The organism is Streptomyces lunaelactis (assembly GCF_003054555.1).
Classification (GTDB): Bacteria; Actinomycetota; Actinomycetes; order Streptomycetales; family Streptomycetaceae; genus Streptomyces; species Streptomyces lunaelactis.
Genome location: NZ_CP026304.1, coordinates 8,348,006 through 8,367,709 on the forward strand (window position 1 = coordinate 8,348,006; position 19,704 = coordinate 8,367,709).

15 protein-coding genes and 3 pseudogenes are annotated in these 19,704 nt (G+C 66.6%); 9 read left to right on the forward strand and 9 right to left on the reverse strand.

Annotation, left to right across the window (positions count from 1 at the left end; translation table 11 throughout):
• Positions 1-976 precede the first annotated feature (976 nt).
• Entirely contained in the window at positions 977-1,267 is a 291-nt protein-coding gene (locus SLUN_RS39800) for a hypothetical protein (RefSeq protein WP_159100444.1), read from the forward strand.
• Here the strand turns inward: SLUN_RS39800 and SLUN_RS38165 are convergent.
• From SLUN_RS38165 to SLUN_RS38175, 3 genes are all read right to left on the reverse strand, one after another.
• A complete protein-coding gene (locus tag SLUN_RS38165) occupies positions 1,231-1,476 on the reverse strand; it encodes a hypothetical protein (protein ID WP_254709900.1) in 246 nt (81 codons plus the stop codon). The genes SLUN_RS39800 and SLUN_RS38165 overlap by 37 nt on opposite strands.
• 54 nt (positions 1,477-1,530) lie before the next feature.
• Positions 1,531-3,336, reverse strand: a complete 1,806-nt coding sequence (ltrA, locus tag SLUN_RS38170) for a group II intron reverse transcriptase/maturase (RefSeq protein WP_108154394.1) — start codon at positions 3,334-3,336, stop codon at positions 1,531-1,533.
• A gap of 464 nt (positions 3,337-3,800) precedes the next feature.
• Positions 3,801-4,895, reverse strand: a complete 1,095-nt coding sequence (locus SLUN_RS38175) for an IS630 family transposase (RefSeq protein WP_217505161.1) — start codon at positions 4,893-4,895, stop codon at positions 3,801-3,803.
• Positions 4,896-5,263: 368 nt separating this feature from the next.
• Between SLUN_RS38175 and SLUN_RS38180 the strand changes: the two genes are divergently transcribed.
• The 3 genes and pseudogenes from SLUN_RS38180 to SLUN_RS38190 all read left to right on the forward strand — a co-directional run.
• Entirely contained in the window at positions 5,264-5,821 is a 558-nt protein-coding gene (locus tag SLUN_RS38180; RefSeq protein WP_108154395.1) for a DUF3291 domain-containing protein, read from the forward strand.
• 249 nt (positions 5,822-6,070) lie between these two features.
• Positions 6,071-7,885 (forward strand): tyrosine-type recombinase/integrase, encoded by a 1,815-nt coding sequence (locus SLUN_RS38185; RefSeq protein ID WP_257153887.1) that lies wholly within the window; start codon positions 6,071-6,073, stop codon positions 7,883-7,885.
• Positions 7,886-7,915: 30 nt separating this feature from the next.
• Positions 7,916-8,101, forward strand: a pseudogene (locus SLUN_RS38190) (IS5-like element IS4811 family transposase); the annotation flags it as partial.
• 54 nt (positions 8,102-8,155) lie between these two features.
• On the opposite strand, the gene SLUN_RS38195 reads toward SLUN_RS38190, so the two are convergent.
• Positions 8,156-8,971: a LamG domain-containing protein gene (locus tag SLUN_RS38195; protein WP_108154397.1), complete on the reverse strand. Its 816-nt coding sequence runs from the start codon at positions 8,969-8,971 to the stop codon at positions 8,156-8,158.
• Positions 8,972-9,104: 133 nt separating this feature from the next.
• Here SLUN_RS38195 and SLUN_RS38200 point away from each other — a divergent pair, with 133 nt between their 5' ends.
• Together SLUN_RS38200 and SLUN_RS38205 are read left to right on the forward strand one after the other, a co-directional pair.
• Positions 9,105-9,470, forward strand: coding sequence for an Lsr2 family protein (locus tag SLUN_RS38200; RefSeq protein ID WP_108154398.1), 366 nt, complete (start codon positions 9,105-9,107; stop codon positions 9,468-9,470).
• 249 nt (positions 9,471-9,719) lie between these two features.
• Positions 9,720-9,986, forward strand: a complete 267-nt coding sequence (locus SLUN_RS38205; RefSeq protein WP_108154399.1) for a hypothetical protein — start codon at positions 9,720-9,722, stop codon at positions 9,984-9,986.
• A gap of 297 nt (positions 9,987-10,283) precedes the next feature.
• Here the strand turns inward: SLUN_RS38205 and SLUN_RS38215 are convergent, their stop codons facing one another.
• Positions 10,284-13,271, reverse strand: a complete 2,988-nt coding sequence (locus SLUN_RS38215; protein ID WP_159100445.1) for a patatin-like phospholipase family protein — start codon at positions 13,269-13,271, stop codon at positions 10,284-10,286.
• 254 nt (positions 13,272-13,525) lie between these two features.
• Between SLUN_RS38215 and SLUN_RS38220 the strand changes: the two genes are divergently transcribed.
• The gene (locus SLUN_RS38220) at positions 13,526-13,765 is read left to right on the forward strand and encodes a hypothetical protein (RefSeq protein ID WP_108155179.1); all 240 of its coding nucleotides are present in this window, start codon (positions 13,526-13,528) and stop codon (positions 13,763-13,765) included.
• On the forward strand, positions 13,765-14,142 hold the full coding sequence (locus SLUN_RS38225; protein ID WP_108154401.1) for a fic family toxin-antitoxin system, toxin component: 378 nt from the start codon (positions 13,765-13,767) through the stop codon (positions 14,140-14,142). The genes SLUN_RS38220 and SLUN_RS38225 overlap by 1 nt, the downstream gene beginning before the upstream one ends.
• Positions 14,143-14,317: 175 nt before the next feature.
• On the opposite strand, the gene SLUN_RS38230 is transcribed toward SLUN_RS38225, so the two are convergent.
• From SLUN_RS38230 to SLUN_RS38245, 4 genes and pseudogenes are all read right to left on the reverse strand, one after another.
• Positions 14,318-14,806, reverse strand: a complete 489-nt coding sequence (locus SLUN_RS38230) for a hypothetical protein (RefSeq protein WP_108154402.1) — start codon at positions 14,804-14,806, stop codon at positions 14,318-14,320.
• A gap of 256 nt (positions 14,807-15,062) precedes the next feature.
• On the reverse strand, positions 15,063-16,457 hold the full coding sequence (locus tag SLUN_RS38235; protein ID WP_159100446.1) for a hypothetical protein: 1,395 nt from the start codon (positions 16,455-16,457) through the stop codon (positions 15,063-15,065).
• A gap of 193 nt (positions 16,458-16,650) precedes the next feature.
• Positions 16,651-17,931: an IS701 family transposase gene (locus tag SLUN_RS38240; protein WP_217505158.1), complete on the reverse strand. Its 1,281-nt coding sequence runs from the start codon at positions 17,929-17,931 to the stop codon at positions 16,651-16,653.
• 147 nt (positions 17,932-18,078) lie between these two features.
• Positions 18,079-19,052: pseudogene (locus tag SLUN_RS38245) on the reverse strand (IS5 family transposase).
• A gap of 69 nt (positions 19,053-19,121) precedes the next feature.
• Here SLUN_RS38245 and SLUN_RS38250 point away from each other — a divergent pair.
• Positions 19,122-19,508: pseudogene (locus SLUN_RS38250) on the forward strand (LacI family DNA-binding transcriptional regulator); the annotation flags it as partial.
• Between the last annotated feature and the right edge of the window lie 196 nt (positions 19,509-19,704).

Genomic DNA, 19,704 nt, shown 5'->3' on the forward strand with positions numbered 1-19,704 from the left:
CACCCCGCCCCACGACACCCACGGAGGCCCCATCCACAACGCACCATCCACGACACCCTGTTGCCCCACATCCGGAAGGCCAAGGACGGCAGGCGCTACCCGGAGTGAACGCCGAGGAAGTCCCGGCGGGACGTTCTGCTCATGATCCGTCACCACAAGCAGTGCTCATCACGCGCGGATTTCGACGTTTCCGCAGGAGTCCGTGCTCACGAAGCTGCGGTCCCTACAGCGCTGACGAATTGGCTGCTCGGCAGAGGTCGATGAGCGTTGAGAAGACTCGGTCAATCACCGGGGCTGGGGCGCCTGCCACCTGTACGGCCGTGCGCGCACTGTCAGGACTCGCCCGCGACGTGGATGTGCGACAACCGCGAGGTCATCATCAATGAGATGAACAAGAACGTCGGCGGGTGAGCCCGGGTACGCCGATCTAGAAGAGACCGGGTACAGATCGGCGACTGGCACCTGGAGGCAGACCCCCTGCACACCTACGTGCAGGGGAAGTTCGGCGACTTCGCCGAGGTACACACTGGAGTTCCGGCCGCCATGTCCCGACCTCAATCAACCCGCACGCGAGCTGGCCGCTGGTGACGTCGGCCCGCGCAGTTCCTGGAGGACCGCCAGAGCCCTAACTCCTAGTAGGGACGGACGATTCAGAGGGGCGACTCGCCAGCGAGATCAACAGAGTTCTTCTCCGACCAGTGGCGCCGGACGACGCCTTCTGTGCTGATCCGTGCCTGACAAGGGCGAGTCGTGAGTCACGCCAGGCGGGAGCACTGTTCGGTCGGTTGTCGGCGCGGCACTGTCCTGTGCTCGAGCACTCGTGCAAACGCCATGTCGTAGCGTTGCGCTCGTCGCTCTTCGGCATGACGAAGGGAGACCTTGGGCTGCGGACTTTGCTGGCAGGCTCGCCGCGCCCTAGGTCTCCCCTTGCCCGTCGTCGGGTACGCCCATCCACTGCTAGGGGAGAAGGAGACCCTTGACTGAGATCGACCGTACAGGAGAGGTCCGACAGCGGCTCGAAGCCCGCCTTGAGCAGGCCACAGCCACAATCCGCCGACTGTCGATTGGCATGGCGCTGATGTTCGGGGTGATCGGCGCACAGAGCGCCTACATCATCGCGGGACACCTGCATGCGCCGCCGCTCGGGGCTGTCGGATCCGCCGGTGCCACCTTCATCGCGGTATCAACGCTCGCCTTAGTGGTCGGCGCCGTAAATCCTTCGGGGGTTGTTCACGCTGCCGGTGCGACAGAGGATTCTTCGTGGTGATCGGCGGTGTGCCGGTCGAGCCTGGCCAGCAGATCGTCCAGGTCGGAGGTGGTGAACCTCCACTGGAACGGCTGTGCCGTGGCGTTGTAGCGGTCTTCGAAGGCTCGGAGCCGGTCCCTGACCTCGGTGAGGTCGGTGAAGTCGTTGGGCGAGAGGGCCTTGCGCTGGACGGCAGAGAATGTAGATCTCGTCGGGTAGGACCGCTGCATTGCTGCAGCGGTCCCCCCTCAGAACCGGCCGTGCCCGCTTTCCGAGCAACCGGCTCAAGCAAGCCCCTTGGGCTCGCAGGCGGACAGAAGTGCTGGTCTCTGGCCGGGGCCGGAGACCAGCCGACGGTGGCAGTGGGTGTGTATCAGGCGTGGGGCGGCGGTTTTGTCCGGCTTGCCGTTGCCCGCGTCGGCGGTGACCGCGTGTTTGCGGATCGCGGTGCGGGTGACCTTGAGCCACTGCTCCCACTGGTTGGGGGTTTGCGGCTCGTGGTCGGCGTGCAGCAGCAGCCCTCCGCAGAGAGGACATCGGCCGTCTTGCATCTGCAACAGATGCAAGGTGCCTTTGCCCAGCGGGGGTTTGCCGCGGCGGCGCCGCTTGGCCCAGAAGTCGGCCAGGGCGGGATCGTCGGTTGACGCCCTCCCTGGCACCATCCGGTGCCGGACGATCGGCGTCCAGGCGAACTTGTAGAGGTAGAAACCGCTGGCGCGGTCCCCGAACACCCACGTGTCCTTCCTGAACGGGTTGAACATGCCGAAGTACCGGGCGGTCAACCAGCGCATCGGCTTGTTCGGGTGGGAGAACTTGGCCCACTTGTAGACCAGTCTCCACACATAGGCGTCCAGCGAGTTGAACGCCCGCTTGGACACCCCGATCCGGTAGTAGGCGGCCCAGCCCTTGATGATCGGGTTGAGCTTGGCGATCACCGCGTCGGCGTTGGTCCCTCGCAGGGCCAGCACCTCGGTGGCGAGCCGTTCCCGGATCCGCCGCAGGGCCGCGTTGCTCGGCTTGGTCAGCAACTTGCCGCGATAGCGTCGGATGTTGAACCCCAGAAAGTCGCAGCCCTCATCGAAGTGGACAATGCGCGTCTTGTCCTCGTTGAAAGCCAGTCCCCGGGGCGCGAGCCACGCAGCCAGCTGTGCCTTGACCTCTTCGGCCTGGTCCCGAGAATGACACAGGGCGAGCAGGTCATCGGCGTAGACGACCAGAACCGGGGAATCGCGCGCCAGAATCGTGGCATCACTGCCGAGAGTCTGGTGCCGGACTCCAGCGGCCTTTCCCATTCCGTGCAAGGCGATGTTCAACAACGCGGGACTGATCACCCCGCCCTGGGGAGTTCCCTCCACCGTGGGGGTGAACCAACCTTTCTCGACCACACCCGCCTTCAACCATCCGGCAATCATTCCCCTCCCGGGGAAGGTACCCAATGACGCGAGCAGGTGATCGTGGTCGATTCGGTCGAATGCCGCTTTCAAGTCGGCGTCGAGCACCCACAGGCGTTTGGCGTTCTTGCCGCTCGCCGTCGTGTGGATGGCTACGATCGCGTCATGGCAGCCACGACCGGGACGAAAGCCGTAGACCTTCGGTTCCAGCCGTGCCTCCCACTCGGGCTCCAGTGCATTCAGCGTCAGAGCCTGAAGGCATCTGTCGGCGATCACGGGAATTCCGAGTGGGCGCCGTTTACCGTTCGCTTTGGCTATATACACCCGCTTGACGGGCCTGGGCTTCCACGGAGCCGCGCGATGCTGCATCCAGTCGGCCAACTCGGCCTTTTCCTGGGGCAGCAGGGCAACTTTCCCGTCGATCCCCGCCGTCTTGCGGCCAGCGTTGAGCTCCGTGACCCGCCGCACACTCGCGAGTGTGTTCGCGCGGGAGCGGAGCATCAACTTCTGCAGATTCCTGACCTTGGCCAGGTCTCCTGCCTGCGATGCCGTGAAGATGCGCTGCCGAAGCCGCCGTACGTCGTCTTCGACCTTCCGCCAGTCGATCGACGGCCAGTCGGTGATCTCGTCCTCCGGTCCGTTCGCCATGCCGGCGGCGGTTGCTGCGGCGTGCGCCGCCTCAGCCGGATGTGTCGTCATGGCGCCCAACTTGCCCTTCGGTTCCGGTGTCTTCGGTCATCGATTCTTCACAGGCTCACCAGACCCACGTCAGCACCCTTTCAGGCCGGGGCATCGTCCCTTATCCGGCCAGTTATGCGGGAACCACCGACGGAGGTGTCGGCGCACGGTTCCCGGTTTCCTGCTGCCTTTCGGCGACCGGCATTCGCTTGCTGGGTCTTCCTGCGCCCGCTGGAGAGTTGGGCCTTCCTCGCGGTTGGCTTACCAGGCCAGGATTGCATTGCCTGGACTCCATCGGGGTTGTCACGTTCCGCATGAGAGAGATGCTGCCGGGGAGGGCGCCCTCTGCACCCCGGGGACGGCGGTGCACTCCCGACCGGCCAGATTTCTCCAGTCGGCGCCTGCCGCTTTCCAACGGCCAGTCCCTATCTCCCGCTGAAACAACCCATCGGCGAGAGTGCTCATGACGAGGCATCATCAAGGGTTCATTCACATTCACCCGTCCGGCATTTCCCAGCCTGTAACCCCCGGATGGAACGAGGATCCTTGGGCAATTCCCCAGGCTTCGCACCCCGCGATTGCTCACGACGCACGCTGAGGCGGGAACGAGCCCTGCGCACTGGCTCGGGTCCTACACCTTCGACATCATCAGTCGAACCTCCTTGGTGATTCCCACTCTTCTCAAGCGACTTCGTGTCGCACGACTTGGTTGAGCCAGGAGGCGTGCACGGGGTGTGGACCATGACCGTGTTCGGGAACGCCGCGGTGAGCCGGTCGGCCGCCTTCTGACCGCGATGGGAGGAGCCGTTGCCGACGATCCAGAACACGCGCTTGGCGCTTGCGTAGGGTTCCTGGCTCATGACCTGGGTAGCCAGGTTCATGAACGGGACGATGCCGGTGCGTTCTTCGGTGCGGCCGAACACCCACGCGTCGTGGACGTCGTAGGCGGCGAGGTAGGCCAGGGCACCGCCGCGTCCGTAGGTGTGATTGACGCGCATCGCCCTGGCCTTGCCGGGGGCGAGGGTGGGGTGGCAGCGGCACCGGGCCTGGATGGAGGTCTTCTCGTCCGCGCTGATCACGTACTCGTCATCGCCGAGCTGTTCGCCCTGCCAGGTGCGGGCGTACAGGTCCAGCACCCAGGCGGCCTTCAGCCGGAAGCCGGGGCTGGTGGTGAAGATCCAGGAGCGGTGCTGCCAGGGCTTGAGCGCGTCCTGGGCCAGCCAGCGACGCACGGTCGACGCCGACATGAACGGGGCGATGCCCCGCCGGGCGGCCTCGCGGGCCAGTTCCGGGCACGACCAGCGTGAGAGCGGTACTTCACTCTCGGCAGGCAGCCGGCAGGCCAGCGCCTTGACCTCGGCGGCCTGCAGCGGTGTGAACGAGGCGGGACGGCCGCAGCGTTGACGGTCTTTGAGCCCGGGCAGGCCCGCCTGGGCGAACCGGCCACGCCAGCGGCGCACGGTGTTCAAATGCAGCCCCGTCTCCCGGGCGATGCATGCGTTGGAGCGTCCATGCGCGGCGTGCAGCACCACCTGTGCACGCACCCGCAGCCGGTGCTCGGTCTTGTGGCCGTAGGCCATCTTCTTCAACCGCACGCGTTCGGCGGCACTCGGGGCTATCGGACAGGGGGTGCGGACGGGCATGGCGGGCGAACCGATCGGCCGAAGTGGATCACTGGGACCCCGCAGCCTGCCCCGCCCGTCACCGCCCCAGTTCCCGCAATGACCGGTGCAAGAGGCCACTTGGACAGGGAAAACGCAACTTCGACATGGCTCGCAGAGGCAGCTACCTTCACCTGGTCTTCGGCGATCGCCCACGGTCGCACAGGAGTTCCTTCAGGCTGGGCCAGCCGCGACGGGATGAGTTGGTCACGCCCCACGAATCCTCGCCCCATGCGTAAGCCACCGAACCGGGTCCACGCCAGGCAGCCCCAACCAGGGAGAGACGCATGCCCCATCTTGCTCTGTACACATTCGGCGTCCTGAAGTCACCTCTCGCCGATCCCGCACCTCTCACGCGCGAGTTCTACGACATTGGTGAGGCCGTCTACCGGAAGATCAGTCAGCACCCCGGATACCTCGCGCGTGCTGAAGCGGCAGACGGTGACCGGGGTGCGCTCTTCGAGGCGGACTGGGGTGCATGGGGAGAGTTCGCCGTACCGACCTGGTACGGCAAGGGTCATACGGTGGAAACCACCGCCCTGGCCGCGACCCTCTCACTCTGGACCGACCTGCGCCCCGCCTTCGACGCCATCTACACCGGTCTGCACCGTGAGGCGCTGAACAGGCGTTACGACTGGTTCGAGAGGACAGGACACCCAAATTACGTGTTCTGGTGGGTCTCCGACGGCGTGATACCCACCTGGCAGGACGGGGTTTCCAGGCTGGAACACCTCCACGACCACGGCTCCGCGCCGCACGCCTTCACCTTCCACCACTCGTTCGCCCCGGAGGGAACTCCGACCAGGATCAAAGGCATCGGGCCGAAGAGCGACCAGGTTCGCTGACAAGGAAGCCTGAACGACTGGATTCGCTGTCAAACGCCTCGATTGAATGACGGCGAACAGGTCTGGTCCTCGTCGGTCAAGGACTGGATCGCGCTGATCGGCACCAGCGCCAGGCAGTTCACAGCGAACGCCCCAGGATAGGCCGAGGGGACCGCGCGTCCGTATCTGGCCGCATACGCCTACCTGCTCAGCGGCTTCACCGAGTTCGACCGGCTGGGAGGCTTTCAGCGCCTGCCGCTGGCCTGGCGCGTGTTCGGCAAGCGTGACGTCGATGAAGCACAGCAGCAGATCGCGCAGGTGCTTCGCGGCTGGGGCTATCAGATTGAGGCCGGCGTCGACTCCCGGATCTCCCCGGTCCTGTGTCAGGCGCTCCTGCTCAACCGCAGCCCGATCCTCGAAGACCTGACGACAGAAGCGTTCGACCGGATCCGTCAGCATCCTGACCTGCCGGATCGCTACATCGGCGCCCTCTACGGGATCCAGCGGGCAGTGGCCGCTCTCGGGCATTGTTCCTTGCCGCCAACTCCGTATCGCGGGCGGATGCCCGAGATCGAGGGGACCTCGTGTCAGTGGGCCGAATGGGTCGAACGCTGGCACTCCACCTCCACGTTGTCGCGCAAGGTCCGCGACAACAACCGCTCCCTGCTGTCGAAGATCGGACGCTGGCTCGCCGCTGAACACCCGGAGATCACGGAGCCGGACCAGTGGACCCGTCAGACCTGCGCGGCCTGGGTCGCAGCAGTGGACAAGCTCCGCGTCGGGGACTACGCCCAGAGACTCGCCAGTCACGAGAAACGGACAGGCCAGCCGGTCACACCGCACACCAAGTCGGGCTACCTCACCACGACCCGGGCGTTCTTCCGCGACCTGCAGGAATGGGAGTGGATCCCCAGACGGTTCGACCCCGTCCGCGCCCTGGCCACGCCCAGAACAGTCCAGGCGATGCTCGGACCCGACCCGCGGGTCATAGCCGACGACATCTGGGCGAAGCTGCTGTGGGCCGGACTCAACATTGCGCCCGAAGACCTGCCAACAGCCCTCAACAGCCTGCGCTATCCGCTCGAACTCCTGCGGGCGCTATCGCTGACCTGGCTGTTCAGCGGTCTGCGCAGCGATGAGATCGCCCGCCTCCGCGTCGGCTGCATCCGCTGGCAGCACGACGGCTTCCCGATCCCCGGCGACTCCGACGAGGTACTGGCACGAGACGCCGTCTGTCTGCTGGACGTCCCCACCCACAAGACCGGCACCGCGTTCACCAAGCCCGTCGATCCTCTGTTGGGCAAGGCGATCGAGGCATGGCAGGACCTCCGGCCGCAGCAGCCGAAGATGCTGGACCGCAAGACCGGCGAGCACGTCGATCTCCTCTTCGCGATGAGGGCCCGCCGGGTCGCCAAGACCTACGTCAACAAGACGATCATCCCGGCGCTCTGCCGGAAGGCGGGCGTCCCGACCGTCGATGTCCGGGGCAACATCACCAGCCATCGGGCCCGGTCCACGATCGCCAGCCAGCTCTACAACGCCAAGGAGCCGATGACGCTGTTCGAGCTCCAAGCCTGGCTCGGTCACCGGAGCCCGGAGTCCACTCAGCATTACGCCAAGATCACACCGAACACGCTGGCCAGGGCCTACAACGACGCCGGGTACTTCGAGCGCAACGTCCGCACCATCGAGGTCTTGGTCGACCGGGACGCGGTCACCTCCGGAGCTGCCGCGTCGGGCGAGCCGTGGCAGTACTACGACCTCGGTCACGGATTCTGCACCTACACGTTCTTCGAGCAGTGCCCACACCGCATGGCCTGCGCTCGCTGCGACTTCTGCACGCCCAAGGCTTCCAGCAAGGGCCAGCTCCTGGAGGCCAAGGACAACCTCCAGCGCATGTTGGCGAGCGTTCCGCTCAACGACGAAGAACGCGCCGCCGTCGACGACGGGCAGGCCGCACTCGACCAACTTCTGGAGCGGCTGGTCGACGTTCCTACGCCAGCTGGCGCGACACCTCGCCAGGTCGGTGTTCCGGCGACCGCGACGCTCCTGCCCATCGTCGCCGTCAACCAGGGCAAAGGCTGAACTACTTGACAAATCAGATTCCACAGAACCCGCCGCTGGAAAGTCGAGCGAACGATCGGCTGGTGCATGAACGCCCGCCGCAACGCACGCGACTACGAACGCCTGCCCCAGCACTCCGAAGCCCACCTGAACTGGGCACTCATCACCATGATGACCCGCCGCCTCACCCGCAGGAGCCCCCGCACCGACCGCTGGACGAAGAAGGCCCAACCCACCCGCTGACCTGCGGAACTCCTACTCGGTGGGCTCCGAGCCTTCCTCCTCGCCGACCTACTGCCTATCAGACGCTGAGACGGCATCCCACCCACGCACGCAGTGGATGTGAGCAGTCTTCGGGTAGGAGGTGTCGGTCCCCGAGCGAGGACCGATCTCAAAGAGGTCGATCATCAAGAAAAGCGGGTAGCTGGGAGACTGAGGCATCCGTTTCACGATAACGCCCTCGCAACCGATGATCGTGCCCGACGGTCCCCAGATAGCCGTCCAGGTGTGCGGCTTCGACGCGTCCAGGGGAAGGCCGACTTCCGTCATGTCGGTTGTCAACCGCCCGTCTGAATGCGCTTTCACCCCGCATCGGGCGTGGCTCATCCGCTCGCCGACAGCGTCAGCGTCAATCTCGAAGATGCAGACCTCGCCGCTGTCTTTCTCGGACAGATGCTCCGTCCCCACAAACCACGCCGCGAGCATGCACCCCTCATTCACGCTCGCGCTCACGGTCACATCCACACGTCCAGCGGTGGGCGCCCACAGCAAACGTTCTGGTGTCTCCGTGCGGACGACGAGCCCATCCGAACGATGCCGGTGTGTTCCTCGCCGAGAGCCCGCTGGGCCGGAAAAGACCCCGGTCTGCAGGTTGGACACGCGGAGTGGGGCGTCTTCCTCTCGCCAATCCAGCTGGTCAGCGTCGATACGCAACCGCAGCCCGGAATCGTCAATGTCGTAGCGTGCCTGAGACCGCTCGGGCGACGTCCAGTGCGGCAGATAGTGATCGATCCAGCAATCTTCCCTGAGCCGCGGAGCGGTGAAATCATCCTCGAAATCGGGCTCATGGGCCGGAGGTTCGGGAAGACGAGCGACATTAGCCATCATGACACCATCCTGTCTGACGATGGCTCCCTGCAAGGCAACGCAAGCGTTGTCCCGGGCGGTGCGCCCATCCTCCTACCACGCGTTCGGCATGACGAGCGCTCAGCGTGCTCGCCCTGCTGCATGGCGATGACCGTTGCCGGGTCCGCTGACGCCTTCACCACGGTCCTGCACCGACCCCGAGCAGAATTCCGCCACCCCGCCATTGTCGGCGGCAGCGGTCACCGCGCGCGCCAACCCTCATGCCCCAGATCATCTGACAAAAATACCTAGTCAGGCCAAGCTGCGTCGGCTCAAGAACGGCGGCAAGACTACGAGGGCCGCCCCCGCCGGCGCCCCGACGCTGGACGACAGGCGCCAGCGCGACGAGATCCGGGCCTGGGCCTGGGCCCGCGCCCAGGGAATGGTCGTCTCCCCGGTCGGCTCCATCTCCGCGAAGGTCATGGACGCCTGGAACAACCGGGACAGCAAGGCGGCCGTTCCCGCTCAGCGGGCCGGGTAGTGCGATGGCCGTCTTACCGGTAAGGACCGCGGCCAGCTGTTCGCCGGTACGGTACGGGTCACCCTGTCCCGTACCGGCGGCGGCGCCGGCTTCGGCGCGTACGCGCTGCTCTCTACACCACCCGACTGGTGCCCGGCGGGGGAGTGGAGGCGATCATCGCCGCCGCCCGCCCCGAGGACACCGACCTGGCCTGGAGACTCCAACACCCCCGGCCGTACGGGGCCGCAGGCCAGTGACACCCGGCCGCTAATGCGGTGGGCCGCCGCCCTGGACGAGCAGCTCAAGGCCGATGCCGCGGCCGATTACCGCGTGCGCCTGGCCGTCGACCTGGTCCGCATCGGCCACAACACGCGGATCAACCCGCCGCCCCGTGCGGTCGATCTCCCGCTCGCCGCCTGGGAGATGACCACCGAGCACCACATCGAGCTCGTCAGCAGGAAGTGGCCGACCGGATACGCCGGCCACACCGCCGCCCGCATCGGCCACCTGGTCGCCGTTGCCGCGAAGGAGGAATGACCGATGCCGATCCGGCCGGAGAACAAGGACCGATACCCCGCCGACTGGCCGGCCATCTCGCTGGCAGCGAAGGAAGCCGGCGACGAACTCGGATGGCCTCATCTCGAAGTTCGAAACCGAACAGACCTTACCCGCCCGGTCGCCCGGCCAGGCGCGCCCGGTTGCCGCTGGACGCGGGCACGCCGCCCGTCGAAGCGGCCGCGGTCGGCTTCAATGATCAGCCGCATCTCAACCGGCAATTCACCCGGATTGTGGGAGCCCCCTGGGGGCATACGGACGAGAGCAGGCGACGGGCTACTAGGGGGCATCCTTCCGCCGCCTAAAGCACTTCCTCGCCGAAGCGGCCACGTCTGCCGCCTCCGCCTTTACCGCTGCCTCACCGAGGTGGTGGCCGAGAGCCCGGTAGGCGTTGAATTGGGCGTGGTCGAACCACTGGTCGAAGGTGCTCTGCCGGGGGAAGACCTTTTCCTTCAGGGCGTAGCTCAGCAGCTCATAAGGCATGTCCGGGGTCAGGCTCGCCTTGACGAAGATGATCGTCCCGTGGGTGGAAAGCTTGCCGCCTGGGAACATGACGGGCTCCGGGTAGATGATGTCCCCGACAACTACACAGCTGGCGGAGAACCGGGCGTTGAGGGCCGCCATCGGCTCCTTCGGTTCGATCGGTTCGGCGCTGCCCGGCACCAGCTTCAGGATCTCCTCCTGCTTGAACTTGATCACTACGCCGAGGTCTTCGTACGCCAGGGTCACCGCTTGGGCCAAGGTGGTGGCCAGCGGAGGCGAGTCTCCGCTGGAGTCGATGACGTAGATGGTCCGGCAGCGAAGCCGGAGCATTTCAACCAGCCCCAGATTGTCGAAGTGCCCGCCGTCGGTGCACAGCAGCAAGGGACTCGTATCCGAGTACCGGCCCACCAATTCCTGCAGTTGGTACCGCAGCCGCCGCACCCTCGGCAGCCGGGGCATGGTCCAGTCGGGTCCGTACGTCGCGATCTCAGCAAGATACGAGGGGTTGGGCACCCAGGTACCCAGGCGGAGGTTGGACAGCGCGAGCAGCCGCTCGAGGTACAACGTCTGCGTGCCCATCGCGGAGGCGAAGGCAGCTCCGGACACCGCGACGGCGGACTGCACGGTGAGGTCGCGGCGGATCAGCGGGCGCGCGGTCTGCTCCATCGTGGTGGTCCGCACCCAGCCGGTGTCGGGGCCGCCGATGTAGTCGGAGGCGAAGGAAAAGGGGACTGCGGGCCGGCCCGGCGCGGTGCGGTTGCGCAGCGAGACGGCTGCGGAGGCGGCGAAGATGACCTGCGGGAAGCCGTCCACCTTCTGGGCATGGGTGCTCAGGCTGGTTGGCTCGGCGTTGTAGTCGTACGGAAGCGCGCCTACCGAGCCGTCTTTCATGACCGCGCGGCGTACGGCGAAGGCGCCGGCCAGCCGCTGCCGGTAGAAGGGGTGCAGGCTGAACGTGGTTTGGTCGATCGCGAACGGCAGGATGAGCAGGGCGATCGGGAGTGCCAACCACCACCCCCAGTCCCAGTCGTTGACGTAGACGGCGGCCCAGGACAGGACGGCGAGACCGAAGAAGGCGACCAGGAGCAGCACGAGCCAGCAGACGACTACCTTCACCCAACTGGTGCCGACCTGTGTGGCGATCGACTTGTCGCCCCCGCCGAACAGGCCCGCCTTCTCGCCGTCCGGTTTCAGCTTCTTCACCGACTTGTAGGCTGCGGTGAACAGCGCTGCCACCCAGGTCGCCGCCGCAGTGATGGCACCGAGCAGGGACACACCAGGCACCCCAGAGTCATCCTCGGTACCGGGGATGACCTGCTGTACTTGGGCCAGCCAGGCGAAGAACCAGATCACGGCCGGAAAGACAACCGTGTACGCCGTGATCGCCAGCGCCAGGCCCACGATTCCCTTCACCGTGCTCCGCACCCAGGCTGGGCGTGACTTTCCGTTGCGCATTCTGACGAAGGAGGCCACCAAGGACACCGCGGCGGCAAGGCCGAGGAGGCCGAGGATGGGATTCCACGCATGCGCATACAGCTGCAGACTCGGAATGATCTTTTCCTCGCACAGCGGCGCTGGACGTTCCAGGTGGCCGCACGACTGCTTGAAAACTTCCACGACCGGCCGGAACCGCCCGAGGTCGATCACGGGGAAGGTCCTGTAGAAGAGGCCCAGGTACATGCCGGTCACGGCGAACGCCAGCGCCAGCACACCTAGGGAGATGAGCACCCCACGCAGCACGGTGCCCAGGGCGAGCAGCATTTCCCTCGGGCTGTCCGCGAGGTATTTCGCATGCCTGCGGATGTGGTCCTCTTCGGGGCTACCGGGGGCGAACGCGTCCTCGGGCTTTGCGAGATCGGCCTGCGCGAGGGGCTGTCCCTTTTTGTCCTTGGGCTGTTCGTGGGTGAGCGCCAGCTGGAAGGCCCCCGCCATGTAGCCGCCGCCCGATACGGAGACCAGATACCGCGCTTGGGCCAGCAGTTTCGCTTCGCGCAGCGCCTGAAGGGCACCGAGGGTGACCGAGGCGGAGCGGATTCCGCCGCCGGAGACGCAGATGCCGACCTCCGCCGGGTCCCGGCCCGGCAGTTGGAGCGCCCTGGTACGCCAGCGGGCCCGGGCGCTGTCCTTCGGTCTCTGTGGCGTGGGTGGTGCGGACCAGTCGGGCACGGGTTTGGAGGCGTGCGGCGCGGCGGGCGGAGCGATGATGTCCGGGTCGTCCCAAGGGCTTTCGGTTCCTTTGGCGAGTCTGTAGGCGCTTCGAACGAGGGCACGCGGATGCGGCGGCAGCGCACCCTTCACCTCTGCCGCGCGCCAGAACAGGAGCCCACGGGAGAGGAGTGTGGCGGTGACCCACACGGCGCTGGCAGCGACCGGCCCGGCCAGCGCCCACTTGATGAGGGCGCAGTGCGCCGCCCACTCGAGGTGCCGGTCAGGCGAGTCATCGAGCCCGTTGAGAGCCCAGAGGAGGAATCTGTTCTCGCAGATGTCCGCTACAGCCATCACCCCGGTGACATACAGGGCACGGACAGCGAACCTCCGCGACACGGAGCGGTAGAAGTAGAGGGCGCCGAACCCGAACACCGCAAGCAGCACCAGCGTGTAGCCAGCGATGAACATGAAGTCGAGCAACAGCCCGTCTCTGAACAACTCGATGCGGTCGCCCACGATCCCGCGGGCGAACGCCCCGTACCCCGCGAACTGCAGCCGCAGCTCGTCCCGCCCACCGGGCCGCTTTCGGTCCAGGAACGACGGATTGAACGGCGGGTTGATCAGGTACGACAGCACTAGTGCTAGGCCGATGATCAGCCCGCCCCAGCACAGCCACGGGGCCAGCCATGGATCCTGACGTCTCCTGATTTGCTCCTGAGCAGGCGGCATGTACTCAACGTAGTCATATGGAAGCTCTGTGCAGCTTCACGCGACACGAGACTCTCCGCTGCGGTGGAGAGTCGGACTCGCGGCGGCGGTACGGCTAGCTGACCCCCGACGCGCTTCAGGAAGGCATCTGCCTGCTTGGTAACAACTGTTACCATGTGGGGATGGCGAAGACACAGCTCGGTGCACGCGTGGATCAGGACGTCGCGGACCTCGCGAAACAGCGTGCCGCGGACCTGGGCCTGAGTGTCGGGGACTACCTGGCCCGCCTCGTGCAGGACGATGCCAGCGGCCTGCGCGCACGTGGGGTGGATGCGGCTGCCCGGTTCCTTGCCGAGCACCAGGTGGTCTTCGACGAGGCCGAGGACGCGCAGCAGGCCCCTGCGGGAGTGCGCGCCGCCTGATGGAACTGCACATCGACGTTCCCTGGATCCTGCAGGTCGCAGAGGTGGCTGGGGCAGGCGATCCAGCCCCGGACGATTACGGAGTCCCTGTCGCCGCCTGCGCGCGCCACCGGGCCGAGCTCTTCGAGCAGCCGGTCTACAACGGCCCGTACGCCAAGGCGGCTGCACTGGTGCACACTCTGGGGCGGTGCCGTTGGCTCGAGCGCTCCAACATGGCCGTCGCGGCGGCGACCGGCGTCATGTACCTGGAAGCCGCCAGCATCCCGCTCAAACCCACCCGCGACGACGCCATGGCGTTGCGAGACCTGCTTCTCGAACCCACCTGCACGGCCGCGAAGATCGCTGCGGTGCTGCGATCCTGGCCCACCGCCAGCTGACACAACGTAGACGACAGTCGGCTGTGATCGGGGCGGTGCACGCACCATGATGAAAGCTCACGCCCGTTTACGCGGCCGCCCCCCCGTCGTCCTCTTGGGTTTGGTGTAATTCGCACGAAAAGGGCGCCCGCTGGGCGGGTTGCCGGCCACGGGCGCTCACCTCCTGTGCGCTGGGCTACTGCTGCCCAGCCTCAGCTGCCAGCTGCGCCGCCAGGGCGTTGAACGCGGTCACGTACTGATTGGCAGCACGCAGGGTGCCCGACTCCGGAGTGACGCTGTAGGTCTGCGCGGCACCGTTACCAAAGGTCAGGTTGATAACGGCGGCGCCTTTGTTCTTACGGCCAGCGAGGACCGCCGACGTGCCGAGGGTGGCGACGCCACCTACGAGGCGCGTGGCCGTCCACGATTTGTGCGCACCCGCGTTCACGAACTCTGCCTGACCGCCGAGCACGGAGCCGATGCCAGTCTCGCCGTACTTTGATGTCGGCCACAGGTGCAGCATGGCTGCGAAGTTCATGGTCGTCTCGGCGGGGTGGGTGCGCCGCCACCCTTTAAGGGCGTCCTTCTCGGCCTGGCGCTGGGCGGCTGCCTCCGCGCGCCCTTTGCGCTTCTCCTCGCGCTCAGCCTGTCGTGCGGCGGCTTTCTCCGGGTCGCGCTTGAACATGATCGGCCCCTTCCGCGGTGATGAGAGGGGGCCATGATGGGCCCATCCGGGCGACTATGAAGGGTGTGTGGCCGTTCCGTGACGGTCTGATCTGTTCCGCCCCGAGGCGGGTGTCCTCGGGTGCCGCCCACGCGCATGGGCGGCCAGGGGGCTCGAGACACCCTCCCCGATGCGGCCGACTGGGGCCGGACATCCGGCCCGCTGACCTGGTATTCCGCTTCCAATCAATATTCAGGCGGTTCTTGATTCCGACTGATCAGCCGGTGGCTGGATAGGCGACCATGTCAAGGTCCATTCCGGCGTACTCGTTGACCAGGAACAGATGCGGGCCGCTGAAGGTCGTGCGGTCCTTCCCTGTCTTGGCATCGAGGACGACGTAGTCGGGGGCAGCATTGGCGTAGACGGCACCGTGCCAAGCGGCCTGAATTGTCGGCATCTTACGAGAGGGGTCTTCCTTGGAGATGGTCCACAGCACCTTGCGGCTGCGGGTGTCCACTCCCCGCACTGTCTCGTCGCTGCCGCACACGACCACCGACTGCTGGTCGTAGTAGCACGTGATGTAGGCGCCGTCGACCCCAGCCACGGCCTTGCCCGTTCGGATGTCATGCAAACGGGATTCCGTAGCGAACAAGCCGCCTCCCACGCGATTGACCTCCAACGACGAGTGGCCCTCGTCCTTCCAGCGCACCGTCCCATCGGCGATTGCCCGGCCTGTGAGAGCGAGGTCACCCTCCTCGGCGTGCCAGGCACCCAGTTGCCCGAATGTCGCCCGGTCAGGCACCTGCGCACCGGCAACGGTGCCGCTGTCGACCGCGGCGGCCGCGAAGCGCTCCTGCTTCCACGTCACCTGATGAGTGCTCAGGTCAACGGCGTAGGTGACGGCACTTTCGCTGTCCTCGCTTGAGTCGTTGGTGCTGGCAAGGGCTGTGACGACCGCTGTTCCGTTCTCCGCCCCGACGACGGCCGGCTCCATGTCGCTGATTCCCATCCCGGCCGGCGCCGGCAACCGGGTCGTCCAGGACACCTTGCCGCTGCCCGCGTCCACAGCACGCAGATAGACATCGGTCCGGTCGCCGCCTGTGCCGGAGCCCTTCGCGTAATCGGTGTACGCGAAGAGCGCTTCCGTACGCTCTCCCTGCTGCGCGAACACCGGGGGGATACTCCGGTCGTCATTCGGGACTCCCTCTGTACCGGTGTACCGGTCCTTCCGGTCCAGTGCCGACGACCAGAGCTTGCGCCCGGACGTGGTGTCGTAGGCGTCGAGGCCCTTGTCCGTCCGCACGAAGACCTTGGGGCCCAGCGGTGCGAATCCCCAGGTCTTGACGTCCTCGTCATGCGCCAGCTTCACGGCCTTGCCGAACTTCAGCGGAGGGTCGAACGCCTTCGCACTGGATTCGGGCTTGGCCTTAGGGCCTGCATCCGGTGCCTTGCCGCCTGCCCCGGAATTGCCGTCGGAGCACCCGGCGAGGCCGCTCAAGACGACTGCGAACGTCAGGCACATGACAGATCGGTACGCGACTCGCATGGAAATCTTTCCCCGTTCATGGTCAACTCCTCGGCAGCTTAGCGTTGTTGCATTGAGTGCTCGCAGAAGTGCCGCTGTGGTGACCTTCGGTGCGATCGTCGTTGCCTTCCAGACGTCGCTGTTCACCCGTCGGGCCGTGCTAGTACTCCAGCAGGATTTCGCTGCCTGGCCTGGGGTTTCGCCGGGCGGCTGGAGTGTAGCGGGACACGGAACGGTCAGGGGCGGTCTCACGGAGACCGCCCCTCGAACGTGCGACTACGCCGCAGGTAATGGCAGCGACGGGCAACTGCCTGGCGTCGGCGTCGCCAGTTCGACCAGCTCATCGCGTGGTGTCGGCCCCGGCGTCCGCGCAGGTGCGGGGGCCGGGGACGACAAGCTGCCAGGAGTCGCCGAACCTCCGCCACTGTGACCTCGATGGCCCCGGCTGCCTCAACGGTTCCGCCCCCCTTTCCCTGGCCTGGTGTGCCGTGGCGGCCAGGAAGGCGTGCGCGAGCATGGCGAGGGTGATGTGCCGGTACCAGCCCACGTAGCGGCGGACTTCGTACTGGTCCAGGCCGCACTCGTTCTTCGCGGCCTGGAAGCACTCCTCGATCGCCCAGCGCGTCCCGGCGATCCGCACCAGCTCCTGGGCGGTGGTCTCCAAGGGGGCGTAGGCGAGGTAGTAGGCGATCTCGTCGGGCCTGCGGATGCTGCGCCGGGCCAGCGCCCACCGCATCCGGTGGGGGACCTCGCCCTGGTAGTCGAACTCGGCGACGGCGGGCAGTCGCACCGCCGCCCAGTGGTAGACGCGTGGTCCCTTCGCGCCTTCGCCGCATGAAATCTTCTCCCACGCCTCGTCCGGGGCCTGTGCGAACAGGCCCTCGATGCGGGAACACCCCACGCTGAACTGGGACTTGGGCACGGCGAGCACGTAGCCGACGCCCGACTGCTCCAGCAGCCGGCGAAAGCGGCTGTCCTGTCCGTAGGCGGAATCCGCGGTGACCCAGGCGATAGGCAGTGGCGAGGCGAGGGCCCGCAGCACCATGCGCCGGGCCAGTTCGCCCTTGGTGGCGAACTCCCGATCGTCGGGGACTTTGGCCGCGCGGCAGCGTTCACGGTCCTCGGTCCAGGACTTGGGGAGATACAGCTCGCGGTCGACCAGGGCGCGGCCACGGGCGGTGGCGTAGGCGGCGAAGACACCGATCTGGCAGTTCTCGGTGCGGCCGGCGGTCCCCGAGTACTGGCGCTGGACCCCGGCCGAAGTGGTGCCCTTCTTGATGAAGCCGGTGTCGTCGAGGATAAGGACCCCGCCGTCCATGCCGAGCTTGTCGGCGACGTATTCCTGCAGGTCGTCGCGGATGTCGTCGGGCTGCCACTTTGCGCCGGCGAGCAGGTGCTGCAGACCGTCGGGGGTGGCGTGGCCGGCTTGCTCGGCCAGCTGCCAGCTGTTCTTGCGGGCCACCGGGGCGAGCAGCCCGCGTACGTAGTCACGCATGCGGCGGCGAAGTTCCACACGGCCGAAACGGTGCCCGATGGTCACGAAGAGGTCGTCAAGTTCCAGGTCCCACTGCTCGGCAGCATGCTCGGTGATCACTTGGGGAGACTTCCCCGTCGCTGCCATTACCTGCGGCGTAGTCGCACGTTCGAGGGGCGGTCTCCGTGAGACCGCCCCTGACCGTTCCGTGTCCCGCTACACTCCAGCCGCCCGGCGAAACTCCAGGCCAGGCAGCGAAATCCTGCTGGAGTAAGGGCCTGTGTGGAGTTGTGATCAAGGCTGTGATCCGAGGTGTTGGATCCAGAGGAGGCCGGCGCATAATTCGAGTCCGGCCTGGTAGCTCTCAGGCTTTTTGTCGTAGCGGACGGCGAGGCCGCGCCAGTCCTTGATCTTGTTGATGGTGCGTTCGACACTGTTGCGGAGCTTGTACAGCTGCTTGTCCCAGGTGACGGGCCGTCCGCCGCGTGAGCCGCGGTTCTTGCGGTGGGCGGCCTGATCCTTCTTCTCGGGGATGACCGCCTTGATCCCACGTTTGCGCAGGTGGGACCGGTTCTGGCGGGACGAGTACGCCTTATCGCCCGTGACTGCGTCGGGCCGGGTGCGGGGCCGGCCGACCGGGCCGGGGACGCGGATCTTGTTCAGGACGGGGATGAACTGCGGACTGTCCCCGGCTTGCCCCGCAGTGATCTTGAGCGAGAGGGGCAGGCATTGCGGCACACAGGACAGGTGCGTCTTGGTGGTCAGTCCGCCGCGGGAACGTCCCAGGCCGGCGGCGGCGAGTCGGGCCTTGCGGCGACGCCTCACGCGTCGTCGTTCTTCCCGCTCCGGGTCCAGTTGCCCGTCTTGTTCCTGGCTGGCGCCCCTTCTTCTGCGGCGGCCTTCTCCAACGCGTCCAGGGTCTCGGGCTCCACGATCATCCCGGCAGCATCATGACGGGCCCGGACTGTGGTCGAGTCCACGCTGACCAGCGACAAGTCCACCAGGCCCCGCTTCGCCGCCTCGGCGATCGCACCCTGGAACACCGCGGTGAACACCCCAGCATCCCGCCACTGCCGAAACCGGCCGTAAATGGTGGACCAGTGCCCGAATCGTTCGGGCAACTCCCGCCATTTCGCCCCGTTCCTGAACCGCCACACGACGCCCTCGAAGTGCGCCCGCAGGTTCTCCGGGTACGGCCCGTACTCACCGACCGGCAGAAATGGGGAGACGAACTCCCACTCGGCATCCGAAAGTTGAGGTCGAGACACCCCACCGTTGTACTCCAAGGCCCCCGACCCTCCCGGGCCGGGGGCCCACGAGATCACAACTCCACACAGGCCCTAGACGACTCGCTGGTGGCGACCGGGGACTTCACCGAGGGCGGAGGCCGACGGGCCATGCTGGAGATCCTGGAGCGCAGCCCGGACCTGGACGCGGTCTTCGCGGCCTCCGACGTGATGGCCGCCGGTGCGCGCGGTGTGCTGCGTGAGGCCGGGCGGCGGGTCCCCGATGACGTGGCTCTCGTGGGGGTCGACGACTCGGCGGTGGCCCACCTGATGGACCCTCCTCTGACGAGTGTGCGTCAGCCGATCGAGGAGATGGGCCGCACCATGACCCGGCTGCTGCTCCAGAGGGTGATGGGACCGTCCGAAGCCGGTCCCGCGCCGGCTCAGGAGGTGCGCCGGATCCTCCCGACCGAGCTGATCGCGCGCGGTTCCTCCTGAACCGCCCGCTCGGCCCGGGGCCTCACGGAACCCCTTGGTTCCGTGAGCCCCGCGTGTCTGTCCGAGGTCGGTGGGTGGACGCCGGTACTGGTTTCGCCCGTTCCTCAACGACTGGCCATGAAGGCCGGCGAACTTTGACGCGGCCACGCGACGGTTCGACCCGTTTACAGACAGGATGAACGCACCCGCCAGCACT